Genomic DNA, 21,042 nt, shown 5'->3' on the forward strand with positions numbered 1-21,042 from the left:
AACGAAACTTTTTTCGTTTTTTAAGATTTAAGAAAAGTATTTTGATTCTTCCTTTACGCCCTAAAAACAGTAAGCTTGGAGATTAATGCTAGAAATTAACAAGTTTTTTCTAAAACTTGTTAAGACTTAGTAAAGGTGACTAGTGTTACTTTTTTACCTGAGAGTTGTCATAACTTTATTCAACGTTTCAAACGATATTTCAATAACAAATCTTAAAAGTAAGATCAAGATTTAATTAAAGAGCTTATCGATGAACGGACAAGTAAACGTAACAATCGTCATGTCAGGCATTTTCCCAATTTATGTTTGATATGGTTTTAATGAAAATTAACTTAAAACTGTACTAACCTATGAACAAACCCAAAAATTACCAAATAGCATTGTCTTCTATGTTATTTTATTTAGAATTGAATTTTTATCGTCATTCTAATTCAGTTTGCCTTAACTAATTATTTAGTAGGATACTAAAGAAAATACGTAACCAAAGCTTTCGAAGAAAGTTAGTTTTTAATATCAGTGAATATCTCTATTTAAATAAATTGGTCAACCAATTTATTTGACAAATTCTAAGAATATTAGAACGAATTCTCTTTAAATCAAATCAATTAATAAATCCAAGTGTACGACTAGTCTTCATAAGACTACTTTCACTTCTTTTTAATATCAAAATCAAAACAATTTTCAAAACACAATTCTTAAAACTACACTAACAATGAGAAATTTAATCAAGATAAGTACTATCATAGTATTGTGCTTATTCTGTGCTAGATCATCAGCGCAGTTCAATTATGGAGAAGCTCTGCAAAAATCTTTGCTTTTCTATGAAACACAACAATCTGGAAAATTACCCGATTGGAACAGAATAAGTTGGCGATCCGATTCGGGAGTCAATGATGGAGCAGATGTAGGACTTGATCTTACAGGAGGATGGAATGATGCTGGAGATCATGTAAAATTTGGTTTTCCAATGGCTTTTTCTGTAACAGCTCTGAATTGGGGGTTCTTAGAATACAAAGATGGATATGATACAGCGAACCAGACTGAACATTTTAAAAGAAACATTAAATGGGTAACAGATTACTTTATTAAGTGTCATCCTTCACCTAATGTTTTTTATGCGCAGGTAGCGGATAGTAAATCACAAGACCATAATTTTTGGATGCCAGCGGAAATGGTTGATGTACATCCAATGTATGGACAACGAAAATCGTATGCATTAACTACTAGTAATCCTGGTACAGATGTAGCTTGCGAAACAGCAGCTGCTCTTGCATCAGCGAGTATTATCTTTAAAGATAGTGATCCTGTTTACAGTGCTACGTTATTGAGTCATGCAATTGAGTTGTATGAATTCGGAGATAACCATAGAGGACTGTATACATCAGAAGGTAATATACCGGCTGTAGGAACGTATACTTCAGGTAATTATCAAGATGAATTAACTTGGGGAGCACTTTGGCTATACAAAGCTACAGGCGATCAAAAATATTTGGATAAGGCTGAAGCAGAATACGCACAACCAGACTTTTTATGGAGTCTTGTGTGGGAAGATAAGTCATATGGTAATATGGTTTTGTTATCAATTATCACAGGAAAAGAAGCATATAAAATTGATGCCGAGCGTCATTTAGATTGGTGGCAAGAAGGAAACGGAGGAGTTAATTATTCTCCAGGAGGTCAAGCACATTTAACACAATGGGGATCTCTACGTCATGCAATGAATGCATCTCTTACTGCACTTATTTATAGTGATAATGTAAATACGCCAAAAAGTACTCAGTATCGTAATTTTGCTATTAACCAGGTAAATTATGCTTTAGGTGATAATCCTAATAACAGAAGTTTGGTAACAGGTTTTGGAGTAAATCCACCAACAAAACCTCATCATAGAGGGCAACATTCTAGTTGGTCTAGAAGTAGTGCAAACCCTGTAGAATCAAGACATACTATGTGGGGTGCATTAATGGGAGGTCCTTCTAAACCAGATGATTTCTTCATAGAAGATAGAGATGACTTTCAGGCGAATGAAGTAGCTACAGATTACAACGCTTGTTATCAGGGAGTTTTAGCAAGAATGGTAATGGAATTTGGAGGTTCACCGCTTTCTAATTTTCCACAACCGGAGACTCCAGGATTAGAGTTTGCTAATGAGGTTAAACTAAATAATGATCAGTCAAAATTTACAGAAGTAGCAATATGGTTAAATAACCGTTCTGGATGGCCAGCTAGAGTACCAAATACACTAAAAGCTCGCTATTTTGTTGATATTTCAGAAGGTGTTGCTGCTGGATTTACTGCTAGTGATTACGAGCTTACTGCACGTGGAGCAGGAAACACAACCATTAATAGTTTACAGGAATGGGATGCTTCTAGCAATATCTATTATGCAGAAATAGAAGTTGATCAAGATAATATGCCTTTCCCTGGAGGCCAAGGTGAGTATAGAAGTGAAATACAACTAAGAGTTTCATTACCTACTAGTGCTCCAGAATCGGCTTGGGATGCATCTAATGATTTTTCGTATCAAGGATTAACTAGTGGATTACAAATTTCAGATAATGTACCAATTTATGCAGATGGAATATTGGTAGGAGGGCGAGAGCCTAACGGTGGTGAAATACCGACAGCATCTTTTACTGCTACTCCAGAATCAGGAACTGCTCCGTTAGAGGTTTCATTTGATGCTTCAGCTTCGTCTGATCCTAATGGAGATTCATTGAATTATAATTGGGATTTTGGTAATGGTCAGACATCTTCTGTTGTAGATCCATTGATTACATATACAGAAATAGGATCTTATTTAGTAACTCTTACTGTAAATGATGGAACTAATACTTCTTCAGAATTTACACGAACAATTACCGTACTTGATGGAAACATAGCACCTATAGCTGATTTTTCTGCAACACCTACCACAGGTGTAGCTCCGGTAACAGTTAATTTTGATGCATCAGCTTCATCTGATGAAAATGATGATTCATTGACATATGTATGGGATTTTGGTGATGGAGAATCAGGATCTGGAGTAACAATTACCCATGAATATACTGCAATAGGTGAATATGATGCTCAACTTACAGTAAGTGATGGTAGTAAAGAAGATATAAAGACAATAACAATTACAGTGACAGATGGAAGCCCAGTTGCGGCTTTTACTGTAAGTACAGATTCAGGAGTTGCACCTTTAGATGTTGCTTTTGACGCTTCAGGATCTGCAGATCCAACAGGAGGAAATCTTACATATAACTGGGATTTAGGGAATGGTCAAACTGCTTCTGCAGTAACCACTTCCGCTACATATACAGATGTAGGAGAAGTGATTGTAACACTTACAGTTACAAATGCTTCAGGAGATACAGATACAGCAACAAAAACTATTACTATTACTGATGGTAGTGTAAGCTGTACTTTTGATACTCCAATACCTAATGGATTGCCTTCTATTAACGAAGAGTTTCAGAATATTTTTGTTTTAGGCGATGGAGGACCAAATTTGGATAATGTTGCTAAGTTTAATATTAACTGGAGTTTGGAAAACAATGGATTATATCAATTTTCTATGAATACCAATAATGGTACTCCTAATTGGTGGAATGATTTTTTACCAAACGTTACTCAAAACTTCAATTCTTCTCAACCAGAAATTACAATTACAGGTTCTGGTTTTGTAGGGCTTGATGGCTCATATTATGTAACAATCAATGAGGGTAATTTTGTTTTAGTTTCTAAGACTGGTGGATTTACTATTTATTTTAGTACTTCTACAACTGCACCAGATTGTGATGGGGGAATATCGAATCCGATTATAACAGATGGAGGAAGTATTACTGGAGGCCCATTTGTGTTTACTGTAGGAGATGGTGTTGTTGATAATGTATCAGGAATTACTTTAACTGGGAACATTGGGGCTAATTCTCAATGGGTAGTAACAGATGATCAGAATGTAATTCTTGGATTACCAGGAAACATCGAAGATGTTGATTTTGATGGAGCAGGAACAGGAACTTGTTTAATCTGGCATTTAAGTTATGAAGATGGTTTGCAAGGTTTAGAAGCAAATAATAATGTTTCAGCATTGGTAGGAGATTTTGATTTTTCTAACTCAATTGATGTAGTAAGAAATCCGGTAGATCAACCAGGAACTAATGGAGGTGTTATATCGGGAGGACCGTTCACGTTTACTGTTGGAGATGGTATCGCAGACAATGTTTCTGGAATTACTTTAACAGGAAATACAGGTGTTAATTCCCAGTGGGTAGTAACAGATGATCAGAATGTAATTCTTGGATTACCAGGTAACATCGAAGATGTTGATTTTGATGGGGCAGGAACAGGAACTTGTTTAATCTGGCATTTGAGTTATGAAGACGGTTTACAAGGTTTAGAGGCAAATAATAATGTTTCGGATTTAGTGGGAGATTTTGATTTCTCTAATTCTATAGCTGTTATCCGAAATCCAGTTACTATAGGTGGTGATTGTACCTTTGATACACCAATTGTATCAGCATTACCATCTATTGATAATAGATATACTAACGTATTTGTATTAGGTGATGGAGGTCCAGATCCTAGTAATATCAGAGAGTTTTCTATTAATTGGAATCTAGAAAATAACGGATTGTATCAATTCGCATTAAATACAAATAATGGTACTCCTGATTGGTATGTAGATCTTAGTGGAAATCTAACTCATAATTTTAATTCTCCTCAACCAGAAGCTATTTTAACAGGGACTCAGGTCAGTGGTTTAGATGGTGATTATTGGGTGAATGTAGATGGAGATAATTTTGTAATGGTTTCTAAAAATAGTGGATTCACACTTTATTTCAGTTTAACTGCTACATCACCTGATTGTGGTGATACTGGAGGAGGAAATACAGATCCTGTGGCAGATATTTCTGCAACACCTATTTCTGGAGAAGCTCCACTTTTAGTAACATTTGATGCAGTTGCTTCTACCGATGCGGATGGAGATGCATTAAGTTATGCGTGGGACTTTGGAGATGGGAATACAGCTAATGGAGTGACTGTAGAAAATACATTTACTACTATAGGAGATTATTCCGTAACACTAATTGTGGATGATGGTAACGGAGGTACAGATCAGGCAGTAATAACGATTACGGTAACTGATGGTGATATTATCATTAACCCTCCTACCGGAGAAAATGCATATATCGATCGTTTTATTGAAATGAGAAATGAGTTCTATGATCCGGCAAATGGATATTTTAGTGCAGATGGTTCTCCGCATCATTCAGTGGAAACATTAATTGTAGAAGCACCTGATTATGGTCATGAGTCTACTAGTGAATTATACTCATACTGGCTATGGCTAGAGGTTATGAACGGTAGAATTACACAAGATTGGGCTCCTTTAAATAACGTTTGGAATAAAATAGAAGAATTTATAATTCCTACTACAGCGGATCAGCCTAGTAATGGAGCTTATAATGCTTCATCTCCAGCAGCGTTCGCAAGTGAATTTCCATTGCCGAGTGATTATCCGGCACCACTTAATTTTAGTGCTCCGGTTGGATCAGATCCAGTTTCACCAGATTTAACTGCAACATATGGTGCTGATATTTATCAGATGCATTGGTTATTAGATAATGATAATTTTTATGGATATGGAAACAGAGGTGATGGCGTAAGTACACCATCATATATAAATACTTTCCAAAGAGGAGAACAGGAATCAGTTTATGAAACTGTACCTCACCCATCTTGGGAGAGTTTCGACTGGGGAGGAACCAATGGATATCTTCCACTATTTATTGAAGATCAAAATTATGCACAACAATGGAGATATACAAGTGCTCCGGATGCAGATGCAAGAGCAGTTCAAGCAATGTATTGGGCTCAAGTGTATGCAAAAGAACAAGGTGCAAGTTTAGGAAGTTTAGATTTAGATAAAGCATCTAAAATGGGAGATTTCCTTAGGCTATCAATGTTTGATAAGTATTTTAAACCCATGGGAGTACAAAGTGCGACCAGTGGAGCGGGATCTGGATATGACAGTGCACATTACTTAATGTCGTGGTACATGTCTTGGGGTGGTTCGGCAGATCCTGCTTCGCAATGGGCCTTTAGAATAAGTTCTAGTCATTGCCACTTCGGATATCAGAATCCTATGGCGGCTTATGCTTTAACACAGGTAGATGAGCTGAAACCAATATCTCAGAATGGAGAAAGAGATTGGACTGAAAGTTTAAAAAGACAAATGGAATTTTATACTTGGCTACAGTCTAAAGAAGGTGCTATTGCTGGTGGAGCTACTAATAGTTGGAATGGAGATTATAGTCCATATCCTGCTGGTAAATCTACATTCTACGATATGGCTTTTGATACTGATCCTGTATATCATGATCCAGGAAGTGGAACTTGGTTCGGATGGCAAGCTTGGTCTATGGAGAGAGTTGCAGAGTATTACTATATCACAAACGATCCAATGGCAAAATCTCTAATGGATAAATGGGCAACATGGGTTAAAAGTGAAGTAAAACTTATCGGAACAGATGATTTCGAAATACCTGCTACTTTAGAGTGGACTGGTGAACCAGATACTTGGAATCCAGATAGTCCTGGAAGTAATGATAACCTTAGTGTTGTAGTTACAGATTATGGTAAAGATTTAGGTGTGGCAGCTTCTATGGCAAAGGCACTTATTTATTATGCAGCAGCAACCCAAAAGCATGCTACTTTAGATACAGAATCTCGTGATTTAGCTAAAGAAGTATTAGATAGAATGTGGAATACGTATAGAGATGATAAAGGGGTTTCTTCTCCAGAAGATAGAGGAGATTTTGCAAGAATCTTTGAGGAAGAAGTATATATTCCTAATGGATTTAGTGGAACAATGCCTAATGGAGATCAGATTAAACCTGGAGTTACATTCCTAGATATAAGATCAGATTATAAAAATGATCCAGATTTTGATAGATTAGAAGCAGCATACAATGCTGGAGAGGAATATACACAACGTTATCATAGAAGTTGGGCTCAGATAGAAGTAGCGTTAGCTAATGCAGAATTTGGATTCTTTTTTGGAGATCAAGAACCAGGAGTTAAAGCTCCAGAAAAAGAACTTACCGTAAGTGCTACACCAAATCCTGCTTCGGATTATATTACACTTTCTACTAATTTTGATATGACAAATGTTAGAATTAGAGTGATAGATATTGCTGGTAATGTGATCAGAACAGAATCTATGAAAAATGAACAAAAGTCTACTAGACTTTCTGTTAATGGATTACCTTCTGGAATGTATATTTTAGAAATATATGATATAACTACTGGAGATAAATTCAGAAATAAAATTATTAAAAACTAATTTTAAAAAATAGAGAGAGGTTGTACAACCTCTCTCTTACTTTTTTTATTCTTTTTTAAGTCTGAATATATAGACATCTTCTTAAAAGTATAAATGAACAAAAGTTTGCTAAAATCATAGGTGTGTCATATACTTTTCAGTTACCACACTTCTGAGCAAACTAATACCAATTACAATAACTACGCTAATTATTGAAAAAAATATATACATGAAACGATTTATAAATTATATGATGATTCTGTTACTGTTTTTCAGCAGTATTACAGAAATTATAGCACAACAACAAAATTTCTTAACTGTATCAGGAAATAAATTATATGATACAACAGGAAAAGAAGTACGTCTAACTGGTGTAAATTGGTTTGGTTTTGAAACACAAAACTATTCTCCTCATGGAATTTGGTCAAGAGATATGAAAAGTGTTTTACAACAAATTAAAGATTTAGGTTTTAATACCATACGGGTTCCTTGGTGTAACGAGATGTTAAACCCGAGTTCTTCTATTGCCATAAATTCTTATGGTACTGATGCCTATAGCGGAGTATCACCAATGAATGAAGAAGAAGCAACAGTAAGCAAGCCAATAGAATTACTTGACATTTTTGTAAAATGGTGTCAGGAAAATGACATGAAGATTGTATTAGATAATCATTCTAGAGCCGCTGATGGTTTTTTAAACGAGGCGGTTTGGTATACTCCAGAATATTCTGAGGAACGTTGGATTAACGACTGGGTTTTTATAGCTGATCGTTATAAGAATTACTCTGCAGTGGTAGCTATGGATTTAAATAACGAACCTCATGGATCTACTTGGGGTGATAGTAACCCTGATACAGATTGGAACAAGGCAGCAGAACGTTGTGGTAATGCAGTTCTCCAGGCAAATCCGAATGTTTTAATTATAATTGAAGGTGTAGGAGAATTTGAAGGAAACTCATATTGGTGGGGTGGACAATTAATGGGAGCAAAGAAATATCCAGTTCAATTGTCTGATCCAAGTAAACTTATGTATTCTGCTCATGAATATGGTCCTGAGGTATCCCAACAAGACTGGTTTACTGCTAGCGATTTTCCACAAAATATGCCTGGTTTATGGACTGATAATTTTCATTATTTATATGAAGAGGGTACTTCTCCACTATTTTTAGGAGAATTTGGGATTAAAGATCAAGATGCTTTTGGAGGTATTTCCTATACCTGGTTTACCGAGTTTACAGATTTCATGGGTGATATTTATTCTTGGACATTTTGGAGTATGAATCCAAATTCTGGAGATACCGGAGGAATTTTACAAGATGATTGGACAAATGTTAATCAATGGAAATTAGATGTGTTAACTCCCCATTTGGCACCATTTATTCCTAATGTTGTAGGAGGAACAGGAAATCTTCCTCCTACAGCTAGATTTACTTCGGATATAGATTCAGGTAATGCACCGTTAACAGTGCAATTTGATGCATCTGAATCCACAGATCCTGATGGAGACAATTTATCTTATTCTTGGAATTTTGGCGATGGATCTACTGCCACTGGAATAGGGATATCTCATTTGTTTGCGCAACCAGGTACTTATCAGGTTAGTCTTACTGTTAATGATGGAGCATTAAGTGATACTACTAATAAAACCATAACCGTTATAGATGATACTGTTCCAACAGTCACTGCTAATTTAGTTGCAGACAATAACTCAGGAATAGCTCCGGCTACTATTAATTTTGATGCTACAGGATCTATGTCTTCTGACGGAAGTGCATTGGTTTATGGCTGGGATTTTGGAGATGGAACTGCTGGTTCTGGAGTAACTATAAATCACGAGTTTGTAGAGGCAGGTAGTTATGATGTTGTATTAACAGTATCTAATGCAGATGGAGTTTCTGATACAGCAATTACTACTATCGTTATTACAGAACCAAATACTGGTGGTGATTGTAGTTTTGGAGCGCCATTAAATAACCCTTTACCAACTATTCCTAATGCTTCTTACAGCAATATATATATTCTTGGATCTGGTGGGCCAGACTTAAGTAATGTTACTAATTTTACTATCAATTGGGATTTACAAAATAATGGTCTTTGGCAATTCTCTATGAATACCAATAATGGAATTCCGAGTTGGTGGAATGATTTAAAAACTAATGTTACTATTCAAAATTTCAATACTGCGCAACCTAGCATTACTATTACAGGTACAGGTTTTTCTAACTTAGATGGTGCTTATTATGCAACAATTGATGGGGATAATTTTGCATTGGTATCTAAAAGCGGAGCGTTTACAATTTATTTTAGTAATAGTAATACAGCTCCTAATTGTCAAGAACAGTTAAAAGATCCAATTGTTGATAATGAGATAATAAGAATAAAAGCATATCCAAACCCCGTGACTGATAAGTTAATGATAAGTCAGGATACCAATTTTAATAATGCACAAATGAAAATAGTTGATATATCAGGAAAAGTAATTAAAACATTTTCTACAATTACTGATACAAATATGATAGAGCTAAATGTTTCAGAATTAAAAGCTGGCGTTTATTTTATAAAAATATTTGACCAAAAGAATATGGTAACTCAACAAATTATAAAGCAATAATTTAAAAGGTAGTATAAAAGAGACGCTATGATGCATTAGTTGTCTCTTTTGTACTAATACCCAGAAATACCTACAACAAACTTTTCTTTATAGAAAAGAAACAGCAAAATAATTTACAAAACTCACTACTTATTATGGGACCAACACCAAACAATAAGCGTGGATGGCGTGCGTATATAAAAAATACTCGTAAAGCACTCTTTTACACGATAGCAATATCAATATCATTAGGTCTTGCCATCATATCATTCGTAGATGTATATGATGGGACAGAAGGACCAATGATGACAACCCAAACATGGCCTGCAGGAACTTTTCTTTCTAACTTTCCTGAGGGAGACAGAATTAACACTTACCATCGCAACTACTTGATGATTAATGGTCAAGCTGGAACGGGAATATGGGATGTTTCTAATCCTACAGCACCCAAAAAAGTACAATTCAGCGATGCAGCAAATAACGGACATAGATGGTGGAAATTAGAAGGAGATCTTTTTTATAGAGAATATTCTGTTCCTGAAGTAGAAGGAACTGGATATAAATACTTAGATCTTTCTAATATGTTAGAAAGAAAACCTATTACTACTTCGAATATCCTCTATACTGTAGAAGACGGACAATCTAATTATGATAATTTAGAGACTTTTCCACATACTATAGATGGTAGTAGAGTTTTTGATATGAGAACTGGAGAGCAATTAGATGACATCCCAACTTCAGTTTCTTTGCCAGATGTAGTGGTTAGAATTGGAAACTATGTTTTTTATGCACCACAAACGGGGGATATAAGCGTATTTGATTTTGGTGATCCTACTAATATTAAATTTCTCGGGTCATTCGGAGGAGATATTCCTCATGAGCAGTATAGTACAGGATTTCAATTATGGCGAAATCACTTAGTTTTTATGAGTGGAAATGAGGGGCCGAATGCCTTAGTTGGATTTGATATAAGTGATCCAACTGATGTTAAATTAGGTTTTAGTTTACATTCTGATCAAGCCACATTAGGAAGGTATATGATATTTCAGGATGAGTTTGGTTTTTCTGGTCGTTTTGATCGGGGAGTCAAATTTAATTTTGAAACTATGGAAATTGAACAAGAGTTTTTTCCACCATCAAGTGATGAGACACTTCAGTTTATAGATAATCAATGGATGCCAATAGGCCATATTCTTATAGCAAGTGGAGATGATAAGACTTCAATTTTTGCTCATCAGGATGGACTTGATACAAAACCTCCAACAGTAGGTCATCATTTTCCTATTTCTGGGGCAATTAATCAACCTACTTCTTCTACAATAGGTTTTGTAATAAATGAAACATTAAATGATTTAACGCTTAGTGACGAGACTATACAAGTAAGTCCTTTAGGAGGTGATCCAATTCAGGGTGATGTAACCACAACATCTTATCAAGTTATAAATTATGTCCCAAAAGAAGATTTACTTCCTAATACAACCTACGAAGTAAAGTTTGTAGAAGGAGGTGTAAAAGATGCGGTTGGTAATGGGATTGAAGAGTATGTGTTTTACTTTACTACTGGAGGCGATGCTTCTAATCAATCCCCTGTAATTACAGGAATTGATGTAGACATCTCTTCTCCGGTAACGATCGGAACTACTATAAACTTTACAGCGAATGCAAGTGATCCTGATGGTAATGATTTGAAATATAGATGGAATTTTGGTGATAATTCTCCTAAAACCGAATGGATTGGAGCGGTTAGTAGTCATACGTATACAGAACCAGGAAATTACCTGATACAAGTACAAGTTTCTGATGATAATGGTGGTTTTGTAGTAGGATCTCAATCTATTGTAATAGTAGATGCTATATATGATAAGTTACCAACACAATCGGGACCCATTACCGTTGATACTGATAATAGAACTGTGTGGTCAGTAAATCCCGATAATAATTCTGTAACACTTATTAACTCGGATGATTTATCTATTATTAATGAAATTCAAGTAGGAAAAGACCCTGTTAATATAGCATTAGATTCCCAGGGGAAAGCTTGGGTCACATGTCGAGATTCTGATGAGATCTATATTTTAAGAAAAGATGGAATATTAGAAACCAAAATATCTTTAGAAAGCGGATCTCAACCTTATGGAATTATATTTACACCTGATGGTAATCGGGGGTTTATATCAACTTTTGGTTCAGGTAAAATATTAGAGTTTTCAACAGCAACTAATTCCATAGTCAATGAATTAGCTATTGCAGAAAAACCTAGAGCAATGGCGATAGATGGAGAAGGGGAAATCCTTTTAGTAACTAGATTTGTTTCTCCAGATCAAGAAGGACAAATATGGAAAATAGATTTAAATACATTTACTCTTGACACAACTATTGGACTGCCATTGGATGATTTCACACAAGATAATGGAAATCAAGGAAGAGGCTTACCTAATTATGTTTCAGGGATAACTATTCATCCAAATAATAAAACAGCGTGGTCAGTAGCTAAAAAGGATAATATTCTTAGAGGATTAAATCGTGATGGAAAACCACTGTCATTTGATAATGTTGTCAGGACCTCAATATCATCTATTGATCTAACAACTAATAATGAAAATCTAAATGAGAGGTTGGATATCGATAATCATGGTCAGCCTTCATCTGCTTTATACACGCCAACTGGAAATTACCTTTTTGTTACCATGCAAGGTAACAATAGAATTGTAGTAATTGATCCAAATACAGGTGTAGAGCTCCTTAAGAAAGATGTTGGGAAGGCTCCTCAAGGCTTGACAATAGATCCTGTAAATAATCGGGTTTTTGTAAAGAATTTTATGGATCGTTCAGTTACGGTTTTTGATGCTAATGAGATGATAAATGATGGTAGCAGTACGTTGGAAGAATTATCGACGATTGTAACGGTAGATAATGAGTTATTATCAGCTACAGAACTTAAGGGGAAACAAATATTCTATGATGCGGCCGATATCAGAATGGGTACAGATGGTTATGTGAGTTGCGCTACCTGTCATATCGATGGAGGAGAAGATGGAAGAACTTGGGACTTTACTGATAGAGGAGAAGGATTGAGAAATACAATCTCTTTAATAGGTAGAGCAGGAACAGCTCACGGGAGAGTTCATTGGAGCGCTAATTTTGATGAGATTCAAGATTTCGAAAATGATATTCGTTTTCATTTTAAGGGACAAGGTTTTATGAGTGATCAGGATTTTAATGACGGTACAACGGCATTAACTACTGGAGATCCTAAAACTGGAAAATCTGGAGATTTAGATGCATTAACGGCATATATAGAATCCTTAAATAGTTTTAGTCCTAGTCCATATCGAAATAATGATGGATCGCTTACAGCAGATGGAATAGCTGGAAAATCTTTATTTGAAGATCTAAAATGCTATGCTTGCCATAGTGGGAGTAATTTTACGGATAGTAATTCTGGAAAATTACATAATGTTGGTACAATTACGAGCACTACGGGAAGTCGTTTGGATAAAAAACTACTTGGGATTGATGTGCCAACGTTAAAAGATGTCTGGGCAACAGCTCCATATCTTCATAATGGAATGGCCAAAACTATAGAAGAAGTACTAACAATTTATAATAATAATGACACTCACGGAGTAACATCATCTTTAAATGCCACTCAAATAAGACAATTAGAGGCATATATAAAACAGATTGATGGTTCCGAATTAGCCAAACCATCAGAGCAGTTACTAAAAATGGCTTCTCCTGTTGATGGATCTATAATTGATAGAGCAGAATCACAAAACCTTAGTGTTGATACTAATATAGAAGGGATTACAAAGATTCAATATTTTGTAGATAATGAAATGATAGAAGAAGTAGTAAGTGCTCCTTTCGAATCCTCATGGACACCTGTTCTTTGGAAGAACTATACAATTAATGCGAAGGTTTTTTATAACAATGATAATACAGCTTCTGTAACTCCGGAAATCACTGTTCAATTTAAGAATGTTATAAAAGTGATGTTTGTTGTTGGTGATAAGAATGTACTTACGTCGGAGGATCAGCGAATAAAATCTAGATTAGAGCAACAGTTTGGATTTAAAATTACTTTGTTTTCTGATGAAGAAGCAACCAGTCCGCAATCTGCTAATCCATTTGATATGGCCTTAATTTCTTCAACCGTTGATCCTAGAGAACTAGGAAATGATCTAGAAGGAGCTAGAGTTCCATTGATGACTTGGAATCCATTTATGTATAACAAATTAAGAATGGTTACTGGAGAATTAAATAGTGGATTTGGTATTACAGAACAAGGTTTTTCTTCAATTGCAATAACATCTCCAGAACATCCAATGGCTGTAAATGCGGGTATTGAAACATCATTATATTCCATAAGCCAAAGTTTACCTTTCGGTAATCCAACAGATGAAGCTATTATTATTGCAACAGCCGGAACCAAACCTATTTTGTTTGGTTATGAGGCTAGTATTGATATCCCTTCGAGAAGAGTAGCTTTCCCATTGCGAGATCAGTTTATGCATTTGCTCACTGATCAAGGACTAGCCATGTTCGATGCAGCGGTTTTATGGACATTACATGGAGGCGATGCAGATACACCAATTGGCCCCTTGCCTGATGTGTTTTTTAAATCACCAGTGGATGGAGAGTTAGTTAATACTCCTTTGAAAATAGATTTTAATACTGAAGGTTGGGAATTACCATCTCAGCAGTATAAACTAAGATTTAAAATTGATGGACAAGATCGTGGATTAATAACCTCCGAAGGGGAATTTACAGATGGTACAGCTTTATCAGAAGGCCCTCATGAGTTGTTATTACAAATGGAGAGAAGTGATAATTCTGTAACAGATTTAGGTGAAACAATTACGGTAATAGTTACTAACGAAACATTACCACAAAATCCTACAGCAATTATTCAATCCCCTTCAGATGGTGCATTGGTAGGACCTGATTTTAATATAGAATTTTCTACTTATAAATGGGATATTCATCCAGGAGGACAGCATATTAAGTATTTTATTGATGGAATCGAGAAAGGTTCCATGTTCGAAATAGCTCCAATACCAGTTTCAGGCTTGTCAGAAGGGGTACACACTATCACATTATCATTAGCTACGGAAAACGGAGAAATCATTGGAGATTCTGCAGAGGTTACAATAACTGTAGATGAACGATTTAATAATCTTCCGGATACCGATTTTAGTTTAGAATATAGAGATAATAGTTCTGGGGTATCTACATCAGAATTGAAACCTGTATTCCAGATAGTAAGTGAATCAGAAGAAAGTCATGCACTAAGCGATTTTAAGATTAGATATTGGTACACTCCGGAACATGCAGAAGCAATGAATTTTAATATAGATTATTCCGCTGTAGTAGGAACTGTAGGTAGTTTTGATTCTAATTTAGAAGAAAATTATATAGAAATTGGTTTTAGTGCATCTTCTGGAAATTTAAATCCTAATAGTAAGTCTGGTCAAATTCAAACTAGATTACACCATTCAGGTTTTCAAACTCATAATCAGAACAATGATTATTCATATGATGCAGGGAAGACTTCTCTGAAACCACATGTGTTAACAACTTTATATTATAAAGACGAATTAGTTTGGGGATTAGAGCCTGATGGTGGAGAAATATTAAATAGGCAACCAAATGCTATCATAAACCCTAGTGTTATATCAGGAATAGCGCCTTTATTTGTAGGTTTTGATGCTTCAGCTTCTAGTGACCCAGATGGTGATTCATTAAGTTATTCTTGGGATTTTGGTAATGGTGATGCAGACGCAGGAGTAACTAGTCAGTTCACGTTTCTTACTCCAGGTGATTATGAAGTTGGATTAACTGTTGATGATGGAAATGGAAAATCCGATACAGAATCTATTGTGATTAACGTTAAGGATGAAATTCCTACCTTAATTTCTAGTTTTACAGCAACCCCAGTATCAGGGGATGTGCCTTTAGTTGTTGATTTTGATTCCTCGAGTTCTGTATATCCAGATGGATCTATGATAACATATATTTGGGATTTTGGAGATGGAAATACGAGTGATTTGGCCAATCCTTCTTATACATATACTAGTTCTGGATCTTATGCGGTTACGTTAACAATTAGTGATGGCGTAGTCTCGGATATTTCTAATCCAATTACTATTAGCGTTCTTGAGGGTAACATCGCTCCGCAAGCTAGTTTTAATATGTCGGTAACATCAGGGATTGCTCCTTTGTTGGTAAGCTTTGATGCTTCAACTTCTTCTGATTCCAATGGAGATGTTTTAGAATACCTATGGGATTTTGGTGATGGAACAACCGGAGATGGAATAAATAGTACCCACACATATACGGAAGCTGGGGAATATATTATTTCTCTTACAGTAAGTGATGGACTATTATCAGCTAATCAAACAGCTATACTTCTGGTAAATGAATCTACGGGCAGTAATAATTGTAGTTTTGGTGCTCCTATGCAAAATCCATTACCTACATTATCTAATTCCACATTTGATTATGCCTATGTTTTAGGAGAAGGAGGTCCGGAATTGAACAACATGGCTAATTTTACAATCAACTGGGATTTACAAAACAATGGGTTATGGCAATGTTCAATGAATATGGGTGATGGTAACCCAGCTTGGTGGATTGATTTAAAGGTAAATATTGAAAGTCAAACATTCAATCAAGTACAACCAAGCATAACATTTTCAGGAACAGGAATATCAAATTTTGATGGTGTTTATGATGTCGTTATGGATGGAGATAATTTTGTGCTCGTTTCTAAAATAGCAGCATTTACTATATACTTTAGTAATGAAAATAATGCTCCTACTTGTGATAACAAGCTAAGTGAACCATTAAAAGATACTTCGATCTCAGTAACAGCGTTTCCTAATCCAGTAATAGATTATCTAACAATACAGAGTGATCAAAATTTAAAAGGAACTTTTATTAAAGTTGTAGATATAAATGGAAAGGTCTTGTCATCTAGTAATATTCAGAGAAATATAGAATCGATACGATTAGATATGAATACGTTCCAATCAGGGATATATTTCATACAAATTCGGAAGAATCAAAAAACTGTAATTAAACAAATTACTAAATAAGATAATCACTGTTAGATCTCCTATTTGAATAGGAGATCTAACAGTGATCATAAAATAAAACTCTAAACAATAAACTTTTAAAAAAGAAAGAATTTAGAACACCCAAAATAGAGTGTTCTTAGAATCGGGGGATTCATAAGTTAGGAATAGTTGGAATAACAATTATCAATTCAAACTAAAATCAATATACACACAACTAATTCTTTTAAAAATGAAAACTAACATTAAAATTTTATTAATAGAGAGCTTACTCTCTATCACGCGTGCATTTGCTCAAAAACAAAAAAATACTCCAATGAGATTTGTATATGCAGAAGAAAAATCACATTAAATATTAAACTGTAGACCTGATATCCGTAATAGTAAATAAATCTACCTTTTAAAAAGAGTCAATAAAATAGAATTTATTGAAAAAAATAAAGAAGCTTTTTAGATCTCAAACATGTTGTTCGATTTAACGAATTCTAACATAACATACGCGGTTAATAGAACAAGCAATACAGAAATAAGCGGTAATATTATTTTTGCCGCAAATAATCAAACTCAACAGTAAGCAATGAAAAATAATCAAACTCTCAAGACCTTTTTTCGAAAATGTATATGGATACTTTTATTCATATTTGTGTCTTCAATACACGCGAAAAATATTTATGTAGCAAAAAACGGAAATGATTCAAATTCCGGAACACAATCAAGTCCATATAAGACAATTGCGAAAGCCTCAGCAGTAGCACAAGCTGGTGATGTTATTGTTATTGGAGAAGGAACCTATGAAGAAACTATTAGACCAGCCAGATCAGGCAATGCTGGTCAACCTATAACATATATTGCCAAAAATGGAGAAAAAGTAATTATCTCCGCTATGCAAGCTTTAAGTGGATGGCAGAGAGATAATGGAGCTGTCTATAAGATAAAAGTAGACTGGGATTTAGGACAAGAAAACTTTGTTTTGAATGGTAATACAGCAATGGATTTGGCAAGGTGGCCCAATAATACAGATGGTGATCCTTTTACACTTAATTCTCGCAGAAACGATGGCGGTAGTGGCGCTAATGTGGTGAATGGTGCATTTCTAACATCATCCCAAATTCCTAATATTAACTGGACCGGGGGATCAGTTTTCTTTTACGGAGACAAACCTGGATCAGGGTGGATCGCCTGGAAAGCATTTATTAATAGTAGTTCTTCTGGAAGAGTAAACTTTACACTTGATAAAAATCCTGCTTGGATTAGAACTTTCCATGCCCCAGCTGATAAAGGAGATTTTTATTTAGAAGGAGTAAAAGGAGCTTTAGATTATCAAAATGAATGGTGGTTTAATAAGCAGACAAAAGAATTATTTGTACAAATGCCAGGTGGGCAGGCACCAGTTAATGGAGTTGTACAAATGAGAAGAAGAACAACAACCGTAGATCTAAGTGGTAGAGGTTTTATTCATATCAGAAACCTCGCTGTTTTTGGAGGATCGATTAATATGCCTAGAAATTCAAATAATAATGTGATTTATGGTGTTTCCTCTTTTTATGGGAATCATACACAAGGTGTTCAAAAAGGTTTCTCTGCCAATAAACAAAGTGTTTTGATGGAGGGAAATAATAATACAATAGAGCGTTGTGAGATAGCTTTTGGAGCTGCCAATGGTATCAAAGTAAGTGGTGATAAAAATAGAATTCTTAATTCTAGAATTCATGATTTTAATTATATCGGTTCTTATGATGCGCCCATTAATGCAAGAGGAGGAAAAAATACTCTTTTCAAAGGAAATACAATTTTTAGAGCCGGAAGAGATGGTATTCAATTCTTTAATAATAGAAGTGAGTTTGCTTATAATGATGTATATAGGTCAAACTTAATTAATGATGATTGTGCTTTACTATACACAGTAGGTGGGCCGCATTATGGGGAGATTCATCATAATTGGTTTCATGATAATGAGGGTAGAGGAAAATTAAGAAAAGCTGCAGCTATCTATTTAGATAATGATGCAGAAGCTTTTTCAGTACATCATAATGTGGTGTGGAATGTAGAATGGACTGGAGTTCAAATCAACTGGAATGGTAAAGATATTGATGTTTTTAATAACACTTTGGTAAAGACAGAAGGTGGAGCAATGGGGGCTTGGCATAAAGAAGGGACAGCTTTTTCTAATGTTAAGGTTTGGAACAATATTGCTGATGTTAGAACCGAGGATGACCCTTCTACCCAAGAGGATGAAGGTACTTTCGAAAGAGATGCGGATAAGCAAAATAATGTAATTACACAGTTAGGCTTTACTGATTATAACGGAAATAATTTTACATTAAAATCTAACTCACCTGCGGTAAACGCTGGTAGAAGAATATCAGGTATAACTGATGGATTCGTTGGATCTGCACCAGATGCAGGGGCATATGAGTTTGGAGGTGAAAATTGGGTGCCAGGAATTAACTGGAATCCTGTTTTAGGTCCTACAGGTAATGGGTGCTATGGATTACCAGGTGAAAATTGTAATAATACAAGTATACCTGATGAGATAGCATTTGTAAATGCACCAACATCAATTCAACCTCAAACATCTTATGAATTTGATATAAAATATAGTGCGCAAACAAATAGAGAGATTGTAGTTGAGTTTTGGTCAGCTACCAATTGGCTTGCTCAAAAAATGGTTACTGTAGAAAAAGGATCTGGAACTGTAATGGTTACAGTTGATCTTCCTGTCGCTCCAGAAGTTGGTGCGGGTTATATCTATAAAACGCATATACGTCCTGTTGGAACCACTTGGCAAGAAGCTATTGATAGAGATCAGGTAGATAATGTTACCATAGAGGCTCAAACGTTTACAGACAAAATTTCTTTTAGTAATGCTCCGACAAGTATAGTTCAAGCTACATCGTATAACTTGGATTTAAATTACGAAGCATCTACGGACAGAGAAATTATAGTAGAATTTTGGTCTTCTACTAATTGGATTGCTCAGCAGAATGTAACTGTCTCTGCCGGAATAGGAGTAAAAACAATGACCATAAATCTTCCTAATGTTCCGCAATCTGGTTCGGGATATATCTACAAAGCTCATATTCGTCCATTAAATACCACTTGGCAAGATGCACTTGATAGAGATCAAATTAACAATGTAACTGTTACTGAAGCATTTAGACAGCTAATAATAAATGGCTCGTACCACATAGAATCTACACAATCTAATCAACGATTATTATCCAGAGCAAATGAACAACATAGTGCAATTATGAGTAGTCCATATCCATACAATGATCAAGTATGGGTTTTTAATCATATCGAAGATAATGTGTATACTATAAAAAACTTAGGCACTAATAGATTTTTGGAAGTTCCTTATGCTCGTTGTGGTAATGGAGAAAATGTTGCTACCTGGACAGATGCCAATGAAAATCATAAAAAATGGAAAGTAGTTCAGAATGATAGTAATTCATTTAGTTTACAACCTATGCATTGTACGTCAAGTGCATTAGATCGAGCAGCTGGTGCTATTGATACTAATGTTCAAATTTGGGATTTTAATTCTGGAAATAACAATCAAAAGTGGAAAATTATTTCATTAAATAATAGAGAACAACCACAGGGAGAAAAAGCTGTAGCTTTATCTGTTTATCCTAACCCATCTTCTAATTCCATAACAATTCAAGGGATAGAGGAGAATGATATTCTAACTATATATGATCTAATGGGAAAGATTATTAAACAAACTACAATGACTGCTAATAATCAATCATTAATAGTATCAGACATGGCATCTGGGCTTTATATTTTATCAGTATTTGGTAAAGATAAAGTACAGTTCGTTAAAGATTAAAATTAAAAAATGAGACCTGATTTTCTCTATAATCTGAATATAAATAAAGTAGTTAAATAAAAGTTAAAAAAGACTATTTGAAGTAGGACAGAAGTCCATTTGATCCAATAAGATTTCAGAAGTGATTCTCATTAAGTAATTGATTTATTATCGAATTCTAAATAGATTTTAACGAATTCTATTTCGGAAAGATCGTTTAATAGTTTTGATAAATTCAACAAGCTTT

4 protein-coding genes are annotated in these 21,042 nt (G+C 34.9%); all 4 read left to right on the plus strand.

The genetic code is table 11. From position 1 onward, the window contains the following. The first annotated feature begins 712 nt into the window (after positions 1-712). The 4 genes from NMK29_RS03455 (at position 713) to NMK29_RS03470 (ending at position 20,816) form a co-directional block, all read left to right on the plus strand. Positions 713-7,333 carry a glycoside hydrolase family 48 protein gene (locus tag NMK29_RS03455; protein WP_108801592.1) on the plus strand — a complete coding sequence of 2,207 codons (6,621 nt, stop codon included), beginning with the start codon at positions 713-715 and terminating at the stop codon, positions 7,331-7,333. A gap of 208 nt (positions 7,334-7,541) precedes the next feature. Further along, on the plus strand, positions 7,542-9,923 hold the full coding sequence (locus NMK29_RS03460) for a cellulase family glycosylhydrolase (RefSeq protein WP_108801593.1): 2,382 nt from the start codon (positions 7,542-7,544) through the stop codon (positions 9,921-9,923). A gap of 134 nt (positions 9,924-10,057) precedes the next feature. Continuing rightward, positions 10,058-17,002, plus strand: coding sequence for a PKD domain-containing protein (locus NMK29_RS03465; RefSeq protein ID WP_108801594.1), 6,945 nt, complete (start codon positions 10,058-10,060; stop codon positions 17,000-17,002). 556 nt (positions 17,003-17,558) lie between these two features. Then, positions 17,559-20,816 (plus strand): RICIN domain-containing protein, encoded by a 3,258-nt coding sequence (locus tag NMK29_RS03470; RefSeq protein WP_108801595.1) that lies wholly within the window; start codon positions 17,559-17,561, stop codon positions 20,814-20,816. Positions 20,817-21,042 lie beyond the last annotated feature (226 nt).

Source organism: Aquimarina sp. Aq107 (assembly GCF_943733665.1).
Lineage (GTDB): Bacteria > Bacteroidota > Bacteroidia > Flavobacteriales > Flavobacteriaceae > Aquimarina.